Here is an 8,702-nt window from a genome sequence, read left to right on the forward strand (position 1 = left end):
GCACCCTGCCCGGGCGCTCCGAGGAGAGGATGGTCCCATTGGGCACGCCCCGCGCACAGTCGGCACAACACCTGCCCGAGATCCACACCGAGCTGGCCCGGCTTCGCGCGATCGTCGCCGCCGCCCTCGACGAGGAACTGCACGCCCTCGTCGACCTGCGCGCCTCCCTGCTCAACGGCTGCGCCTTCTGCGTCGACCTGCACACCGACGCGGCGCTGAAGGCCGGCGTGTCCGCGCAGCGCGTGACCTTGGTCGCCGCCTGGCGCGAGGCGGGCGACCACTTCACCGAGATCGAACGTGCCGTCCTGGAGGTCGTGGACGCCCTCACCCGACTCGGTGAGAACGGTCTGGCGGACGAGGTCTACGCGCGGGCCGCCGACCATCTCTCAGAGCGAGAGATGGTCGCCCTCATCACCGCCGTCGGCCTGATCAACCTCTACAACCGTTTGGGGGTGGGCACCGCCCTGACCCCACCCGTCCGCTGAACCAGCCTCCGACGAGGCCGGTACGGCGCTCACTCGGGCCGGCGCCCCCGCACGGAGTAGATCAGGCAGGAACAGGCCCGGAAGGCGGGATCGGCCAACAGCTCGCGTACCCGGGCCAGTTCTTCGTCCGTCATGCCCTCGCGCACGAAGGCGTCGCGCAGGTGTCGGGTGTGGTGGGAGATCAGGTGCACGCCCGGGGAGGCGGCGTCCCACAGTTCCACGTGCGGGCGCGGATCGACATCGACCAGACCTGCCCGGAACATCGCCTCACCCGCGTGACGCCCCCAGGCAGGGTCGGCGCCGGCCCGGTGCATCAGCCCGATCTTCGCCGCCAGGAACTTCTCGTACAGTGCGCGGGCCTCGGGGTCCGGCATGAGCAGGGACGGACCGTAGGTGATGTCGAATTCGTCCAGTTGCAGCACCCCACCCGGTTTGAGGGCGCGCACCAACCGATCCAGCACCTCCAGACGTTCGGGCAGGTGCAACAGCACCAGACGCGAATGGATCAGGTCGAAGGCGGCCTCCGGAAGCGGGTCGACGGTGACGTCGTGCCGCAGGACCCGCAGCCCTTCGGCGGGGGTGACGTGGTCGGGCTTGATGTCGGTGGCCACCACCTCACCGTCGGGGGCGACCCGCCGGGCCAACCAGTGGGCGACACCGCCTCCCCCTGCGCCCACCTCCAGGCAGCGCCATCCGGGGCCGACCCCGGTCTCGGCGAGCCCTCGGGTGGTCAGGGGGTCGTAGGCCGCGGCCAGGAACCGGTGCTGGTCGCCGGCGTTCTCGTTGTGGTTGTCGAAGACGTAACCGGCTTCGACGGGAACGGTCTGTGTCACTCGGGGTCTCCTGAGAGTACGGTCGGTCGGTCTCGAATCGCGTCGGCCGCCATCCGGGTCAGGGTGGAGGTGCACGTCTTCCCGGTGGGGCCGAGCGGTAGCGCGGGCAGGAACAACACGTGTTCGGGCAGGAGCCGAACGTCCATTCCGTGCCGGTCGCGCAGATGGAGGAGCAGTTCGTGGGGCGTGGGCGGGTCGACGCCGGGCAGCGGGCAGACGCAGGCGCACATGCGCTCGCCCAGGTCGGGATCGGGTACGGGCACGCACTGCGCCTCGGTCAGCGCGGGATGGGCGGCCAGGGCGCGTTCCACCTGTGAGGGGAAGAGGGTGACACCGCCCCGGATCACCGTGCGGCGCAGCCGGTCCACGACCCACAGGGTGCCGTCGGCGTCCAGACGGCCGACGTCACCGGTGCGGACCCATCCGTCGGGGGTTCGTCCGTGCGCGTGGAGTTCGGGCGCACCGACGTGGCACAGGGGCGTCATCGGTCCCCGGGCCAGGATCTCGCCGTCCTCCCCCGCCGGCAGGGGGCGCCCCCTCCGATCGCACACCCGGATCTCGGTGACCTCGGGGTCGGGTCGACCGGCCATGCCGGGTTCCCACCGGTCCGGGTCGTGCGCGTTGTGGCAGTTCACCCCGTCCGTGGAACCGTAGACGTTGATCACGGGCCGGCCGAAGCGCCGCCGGCACAGGTCCCGAACGTCCTGGTGCAAAGGCGCCCCGCTGGCCACCAGGGCCCGCAGCGACGAGGAGTCGACGCCCTCTTCCACCAGGGCCACCCGCCGAAGCATGGTGGGCACGCCGATCAGGTGGGTGGGCCGGTGACCTTCGATGGAGCGCAGCACGGCCACGGGATCGAAGCGTCCCGGAACGATGAGGGTCGCCCCGAGCCGGATCAGGGACACGATGCCCAACGAGCCGAAGGAGGAGGCCAGGGGAACCGGGATCAGCGCTCGGAGGGGGCCGGAGCCGCCCAACAGCGCCCGTGCGTAGTTGCCCCGCCCTCCGACCATGGCGTCGTGGGAGTAGGCCACCATTCCCGGTGCCCCCTCCGACCCCGAGGAGACGAGAATGCGTGCGGGCGCCATGGAGTCGGGCCGTGCCGGTTCGGGAACCATCAGGTGCGCGAACGGGCCTTTCTCGTCCAACTCCCCCGCGTCGACGCACCAGAGGGAGGTGCGTCGTAGATCGTCGACCCGACCGGGATCGGTGACCACGAGCCTGGCGTGGGACCGGTCCATCAGAGAGAGCACGTCGGCTCGGGAGCGCGTGTAGGGGATCGGAAGGGCGACCGCGCCCAGGGCGGCGATGCCGAGTTCGATGGCGATCGAGTCCCGACCATCGGGTAGCAGCACCGCGACGACGTCGCGCTCACCGCACCCATGGACGGTCAGGGCCGCGGCGGCCCGCCCGGCCCGCGCGGCCAGGCCCGCACGGTCCAGGGCGCCGTGTGCGTCCACGATCGCTTCGCGCCCGGGATCCTCACGCACGGTGTCCAGGAACAGGGAGTACAGGTCCCGTCCCGGGCACGTCCCCTCCCGAATCCAACGCCTACGAAGCCCGGCTGGAACCAGGTCGGGCAGGGCCATACCAGCCGAGGAGGTCCAGGTCATCGCCGTGCCTTCCCGTCCAAGGGGCCGTCCAGGGGCGCGAACGTCCAGGGGGCTCGGGGCAGAGAGACCCCGTGTCTCCTCGTGAACGCCTCGGGGAAGGTTCGGGCGACGGTCTCCGGGTCCGCGACCGGAGGCGTGCCACCCCCGTTCGACCGGGCACGGCCACGTCCGGCCCACCGGAGCAGGCGGGCGGCGTCGACCAGCGCCGTGCGACCGGCGACTCCGACACCGGTGCGGGCACGCAGCAACAGACCGGCCAGAGCGGCCTCGGCCGCCAGGAGGGCGCCGAGTACGTCGGTGAGGGTGACCAGGGACGGGGCGGGGCCGGTGTCGTCGTCGGCCAGCAGGTCGGCGATCCCGCCGTGGGCCTGAACGGAGAAGTCGGTGGCCGGGGCCCCCGGGCCGGGTTCCGCACCGGCCCAACCCTCGGCGTGGACGTGCACCAGGCCCGGGGCACCAGCCATGAGGTCGTCGACGCCCAATCCGAACCGTTCGGCCCGCCCCGGCGGCCAGTTGTAGAGCAGAACGTGCCCCCGTGCCGCCAACTCGCCCGCAGCGCGACGACCCTCGGTGCTCCTCAGGTCGCACTCGACCGCGTCCTTGCCCCGGTTGAACGCGGCGAAGCGGGCCGAGATCCCGCCCGCGAGGGGCGGCACCCCGCGCATGGGGTCACCGCCCGGTGGTTCGACGCGTACCGTGTCGGTGCCCAGCAGGGTCAGCACCGACCCGGCCAGGGGGCCTTGGACCCGGTTGGTGGCCTCCACCAGGCGCAGTCCGGACAGCGGCCCGGTCCCGCTCTGCGACCACGGCGGCAGGGACGGGCCCGGCGTCGCGTCGAGGCCGCGCAGCCGACCGGGCGAGGCCGGTCCCTCTTCGGTGTTCTCCCCCGGTGAACGCAAGGGGACGGCCCCCACCGCGCATTCTCCGGCGATGTCGCGCACGAGCGCGAACGGACGCGCGGCCAGGGTGTCGAACAGCGCGCCGGGCAACGGGCACACGGCGGTGGCGAATCGTCGTTGGAACGGCGCCCATCCTGTGGCGATCGCCTCCATGGGCGCGCCCAACGTCCGCCAGAACAGAAGCCACGCCTCGGGGTCGAGGGTCTCGATCTCGAAGAGGACCCCGTCCGAGGAACGGAACGGCGGTACCTGTCCCGTGCTCTCCACCGCCGGTGTTCCCCGTGTCGCGGTGGCCTCGGCGACGTAAGGGGCCACGGCCATCAACGCCGCCCCGGCCACCGACAGCGACCCTCGCAGCGCCGGGCCACCGCGCTCCAGGGTCAGTTTCGCCGCCAGCACCGCCTGCGTCGCGAGCACACCCGCGCACACCGACGCGTAGTCGATCGACAGGAACCGGTCACGGCCCCGTGCACGGCCGTGCAGGTGGGCCAGGCCGCACGCGGCCTGGACGTCGCGTTCACCGGTCAGGGGCACGGAAGGGGTCGACCACGTGATGTCACAGCCCGGGTCCGGTCCCGCGGGGCCGGTGACCAGGTCGATCCGTCCGGCGGCCCCGGGCCCGGGCGAGGCGTCGCCCACCCGTTCGATCTCACAGCCCAGTTCCCGCAACCGGGACACCGCCACGCGCACCGGCACGGTGTCGCCCACGGCCCGCACCATGGTCCCCGTCAACGGTGCCGCGAGGGCCGCCGTCGTGGTCACGTCCACCGCCCCGTCCCACGGCCGCCGGCGGGCAGGCCCAGCTTCTCCCGCAACGCGCCCCGCCGGACCTTACCGGTCCCGGTGCACGGCAGTTCGTCCCAGGTGAGGACCATCGGATCGGCCATCGTCGGCAGGTCCTCGACGGCCTTCTTCCACTCCCCCAGGTCCAGGGTCCCGTCCTCGGTGGCCACCACCGGGACGGGCGGCCCCTCGGCGACCCCCAGCACGACGCATTCCAACACCCCGGCGAGTCGCTCGTCGACGACGTCCTCGATCTCCAGGCAGCCGCCCTCGGTCAGGGCGTCCACCTCTCGGTCCAACAGTCGGACCGCGCCGGTGCGGTCGATGGAGCCGACGTCGCCGGTGCTCCACCAGGGGCCGACGAACTTGTCCCGCCAGCGTCCCTCCTCTCCGACGTAGCCCAGGCACAGGGCTTCGGTGCGGCAGAACAGCAGGCCGGGTTCTCCGGGCGGGAGGGGGCTCAGCGTTCGGGGGTCCACGGCGCGCAACCGGGTCCGGCCCGGGATCGGCCGCCCCAGATCACGGGTGGTGGCTCCGACCCCCTGGCGTCGGGACAGCGATCGGCGGGTGAGGAAACGGAAGGTCAGCGGTCCCGTCTCGCTCTGCCCCCACCCTTGCATCCACACCGGGGCGCGGCGTTCGCTGGCGTCGAGGAACGTGCGGACGGTGGAGGGGTGCACGGCGTCGAAGGTGCTGACGAACAGCCGCACGTTTCGCAGCCCCTCCCGTGGTCCCTCCTGATCGAGGTGGCGCTGCCAGCGCGCCAGGGTGGCCGGCTGGGCCTCCAGAACGGTGGGGCGGTGCAGGCGCAGCGCGGGCCCGGCCTCCTCCAGGTCCGGTGAGGTGATCACCGAGATCGCGTAGGGGGACAGCCACAGCACCCCGGCGGTCCAGGCCAGGGCACGGCCGTGGGCGAAGGAGATCGAGGAGGTGACGGTGTCGTCGCGACGGCTGCCCAGGATCGGCCACCGGTGGGATTCGAACCCGGCCAGCCTGCGCATGATGGTGCGGGTGGAGTGCACGGCCAGCTTCGGTGTACCCGTGGTGCCCGAGGTGTGCATGATCGCCAGGGGTGCGTCCAGGTGCGGCCTGCGCGGCGAAGGCGCACTGCCCCCGCGCACGTCGTCGAGGGTGAGCGCGCCCTCGACGGCCCCGTCCACCACCAGGGTCCGGGCGGCGTGGAGCGAAGGGTCGTGTCCGGCGTCCCTCGCGCCGCGCAACAGGGCGGTGTCGGTGACCAGCAGCGCCGGTTCCGCCCTCCGGAGCAGGGTCGCCAGGGCCTGCGGCGCCAGGTGGGCCGACAGCGAGACGGGGACCGCTCCCATGCGCGCGGCGGCGCACGCGAGCAGGACGTAGTCCCAGTGGTTGCGTTTGGCGATGGCCACGCGGTCGCCCGACCGGACCCCGGCCTGGGCGAACCATCCACAGATCCGACGAACCAGGGCCCGGGCGCCCGGCACGTCGAGTTCGACCCCCACCTCCGGAGCGATGTCCAGAGGCCGGCTCAGGCGCACGGCGGTGGTGGACCCGCGCATGGTCAGGTCATCGAAGAGGGTGCCCAGGTGAATGGGTTTGCTCGGTATCACGTTGCCTCGATCGGAGTGGGTTCGCGGGTCGCGGTGAGGAAGGCGAAGACGCGTTCGGCCGCCATGTACGCCGACGCCACCGCCCCCTCACTGCAGGGACGGGACGAGATCCAGTCCCCCGCGTAGTCGACGGCCGCCGGAGGGCGATCGACGAAGGCGGGGCGCGCGGACATCGTGCGTGGTTCGGGCAGGGGCAGGCCGTGCCGGAAACGGTGCGCGACCGCCCCGCGCACGCGTGCCCCCGCTCCGGGGAGGTGGCGTTCGACCCTTTCCACGAACCGCCGGGTCACCTCGTCGTCAGGGGCGTCGAACAGGTCCCGCGCCGCAGTGGGGGTGGCGATCATGGAGATCAGGCCTCGGCCTCGCGGTGCCCGGCCGGGATGTTTGGCGTGGTCGATGGTGACCACCCCGATCAGGGGATCGTCGGGCACCAGGTGGGCGAATCCTCGGCGGGCCCCGCGCGGGGACAGTGGAGCGTCCAACATCAGGGACAACCTGAGCATGGGCGCGTACCCGCAGGCCGCCAGGTACTCGTGTTCGACCGCGGGCGCGTCCGGGTACAGGCGTGCGGCGACGGGGGCGGGCACCGCCAGGACGACCGCCCGGGCGGTGAGCTCGCCTCGGGGCGAATCCAGTCGTACCCCGTCCGGGCCGGGGGCCACCGCCGTGACCGGGTGGTCGGTGCGCACGTCGAGCCGGGCGGCCAGGGCCCGAGGAAGGGTGTCCATCCCGTCCCGGTAGGTGCGCCAGGTCGCGGTGCTGCCGGAGGCCACGAGGTGGGCGGCGAAGGGTGCGGCCGCCGCCCGTTCCATCGGCCAGCCGAAGAACCCCGCCGCCAGTGGGCCCAGCAGACGTTCGCGCAACTGCGGGTGATGCGGGCCCAGGAGGTCGGCGATGGTCGCCTCCGCCGGCCCCGCCCTCTCGGGATGCTCGGGGTCCAGGTCGGCCCGGCCCAGGCTCAGCTGCAGACGTGCCAGGTCCCAGCGGGCGCGCGGGGACAGACCCATCCCGGTGAGCAACCCCAGGGGGCGCCCGACGTGACGGTGGGAGCGCCCCTTCCACCACACCGACAGGGCGTCGCGTACCAGGGGGATCGCCTCGGGGTCGTCGTCGAGTCCCATCGCCCGGATGAGCCGCCAGGTCGCCGGGTAGGCGTCGGCCGACGGGATCATCTCGGCGCCGGTGTCGATGAGGTGGCCGTCGGTGCGCAGGGTGCGGGTGCGGCCGCCCACCGCGTCGGCGGACTCCAGGACCCGGACGGTACACCCCGCCCCGGTCAACAGGTGCGCCGTCGCCAACCCGGCGGGACCGGCCCCGACCACCGCCACGTCCATCGACGTGTTCACGACACCCCCATGAGGATCGCGACGACCAGGTTGGCGCCGATGAGCAAGGCGACCGTGACGCGGTGGGTGTGGATGGCCATTCGCCGCGCCCGCAGGATGTCGCCGAGGACGAACCCGATGAAGAGCTGGCTCACCCGCATCGCGATGACGGGCAGCAGGACCAGGGGGAACCACAACGGGGCGATGCCGACCAGGTGTGATCCGGTGACCAGCAGGGTCTCCACGGCGGTGAGCGCGATGATGAAGGTCGCGTTGACGCGCGGCGAGACCATCGTGGCGACGGTGATCCGGCCGGCGGCCCGGTCCCCGTCGGCGTCGTTGGTGTTGGAGTACAGACCGAAGATCATCGGGCCGCCACCGAAGATCAACGCCTGGACGATGACGAACCCGTCGACGTGCCCGATGAGCAGCCCGTAGGGCACCAGGATCCAACCCACGCCCAGGCCGACGAGGAAGATCTCCTGGAATCCCCGGTAGCTGATCTTCAGCCCCCAGGAGTACTGGATCGACGCGACCAGGCACAGGGCGGCGCCGATGACGGCCCACAGCGGCCGGTGCGGGGCCAGCGCCACCACCAGGGTCCACAGGACGACGCTCGCCACGGTCGCCACCCGTCCGAAACGCAGCGCCTGGGGTTCGGTGAGTGTCCCCGCGACCAGGGGCTTGCGGGCCAGTCGACGGCGGGCGGCGTCGGACCCGTAGTTGGCGGCGTCGGACCCGTCCCGGTGGCCGGTGACGTCGTCGAATGCCACCATGGCGGCCACCACCGCGATCTCGGCGACCAGGATCAGCAGGAGGAGCCCGACCGTGTCGACCCGCATGCCCGACAGGGGCAGGGTCAGGGCGAACACCAGTGGCAGACCGATGTAGTAGTCGACGATGTCGAGCTTGGCCAGCCGGGCGTAGGTTCCCAGGGTTGGCCGTGGCGGGGCCGCCGGGCCGGAGGGGACCTCGGGGGTGGGCGACACGGAGGGCGCGCTCACTTGGTCGGTCATCGTGTTCTCGGGGCGGCCGCCCCGGCGTGGGCCGGAGAGGACGCCCCTGCCTCCTTCTGAGTGGTGTGGGCGTGGCCGTCGACCCGGGCGGACCTGGAGCATGTCCGCGCGCAGGCCCTCCGATGGGAGGGGCCCGGCCGTGGGGGCGTGGCCCGTCAGCGG

General features: G+C 72.6%; 7 protein-coding genes. 1 reads left to right on the top strand and 6 read right to left on the bottom strand.

The genetic code is table 11. The features are described from left to right. The first annotated feature begins 29 nt into the window (after window positions 1-29). Window positions 30-485, top strand: coding sequence for a carboxymuconolactone decarboxylase family protein (locus K8V84_RS23205; RefSeq protein WP_304078650.1), 456 nt, complete (start codon window positions 30-32; stop codon window positions 483-485). A gap of 29 nt (window positions 486-514) precedes the next feature. On the opposite strand, the gene K8V84_RS23210 is transcribed toward K8V84_RS23205, so the two are convergent. From K8V84_RS23210 to K8V84_RS23235, 6 genes are read right to left on the bottom strand one after another with little or no spacing between them, the layout of a single operon-like run. Beyond that, the gene (locus K8V84_RS23210) at window positions 515-1,318 is read right to left on the bottom strand and encodes a methyltransferase domain-containing protein (protein ID WP_304078641.1); all 804 of its coding nucleotides are present in this window, start codon (window positions 1,316-1,318) and stop codon (window positions 515-517) included. After that, complete coding sequence (locus tag K8V84_RS23215) at window positions 1,315-2,931, bottom strand: class I adenylate-forming enzyme family protein (RefSeq protein WP_304078642.1); 1,617 nt, start codon at window positions 2,929-2,931, stop codon at window positions 1,315-1,317. The genes K8V84_RS23210 and K8V84_RS23215 overlap by 4 nt, the downstream gene beginning before the upstream one ends. Next, entirely contained in the window at window positions 2,928-4,592 is a 1,665-nt protein-coding gene (locus tag K8V84_RS23220; RefSeq protein ID WP_304078644.1) for a CoA transferase, read from the bottom strand. The genes K8V84_RS23215 and K8V84_RS23220 overlap by 4 nt, the downstream gene beginning before the upstream one ends. Continuing rightward, window positions 4,589-6,199, bottom strand: a complete 1,611-nt coding sequence (locus K8V84_RS23225; protein ID WP_304078645.1) for a class I adenylate-forming enzyme family protein — start codon at window positions 6,197-6,199, stop codon at window positions 4,589-4,591. Before K8V84_RS23225 ends, K8V84_RS23220 begins: the two co-directional genes overlap by 4 nt. Continuing rightward, complete coding sequence (locus K8V84_RS23230) at window positions 6,196-7,545, bottom strand: NAD(P)/FAD-dependent oxidoreductase (RefSeq protein ID WP_304078646.1); 1,350 nt, start codon at window positions 7,543-7,545, stop codon at window positions 6,196-6,198. The genes K8V84_RS23225 and K8V84_RS23230 overlap by 4 nt, the downstream gene beginning before the upstream one ends. Continuing rightward, window positions 7,542-8,540, bottom strand: coding sequence for a UbiA family prenyltransferase (locus tag K8V84_RS23235; protein ID WP_304078648.1), 999 nt, complete (start codon window positions 8,538-8,540; stop codon window positions 7,542-7,544). The genes K8V84_RS23230 and K8V84_RS23235 overlap by 4 nt, the downstream gene beginning before the upstream one ends. Window positions 8,541-8,702 lie beyond the last annotated feature (162 nt).

It is taken from the genome of Nocardiopsis listeri (assembly GCF_020741345.1).
In the GTDB taxonomy this organism is placed as follows: domain Bacteria; phylum Actinomycetota; class Actinomycetes; order Streptosporangiales; family Streptosporangiaceae; genus Nocardiopsis; species Nocardiopsis listeri_A.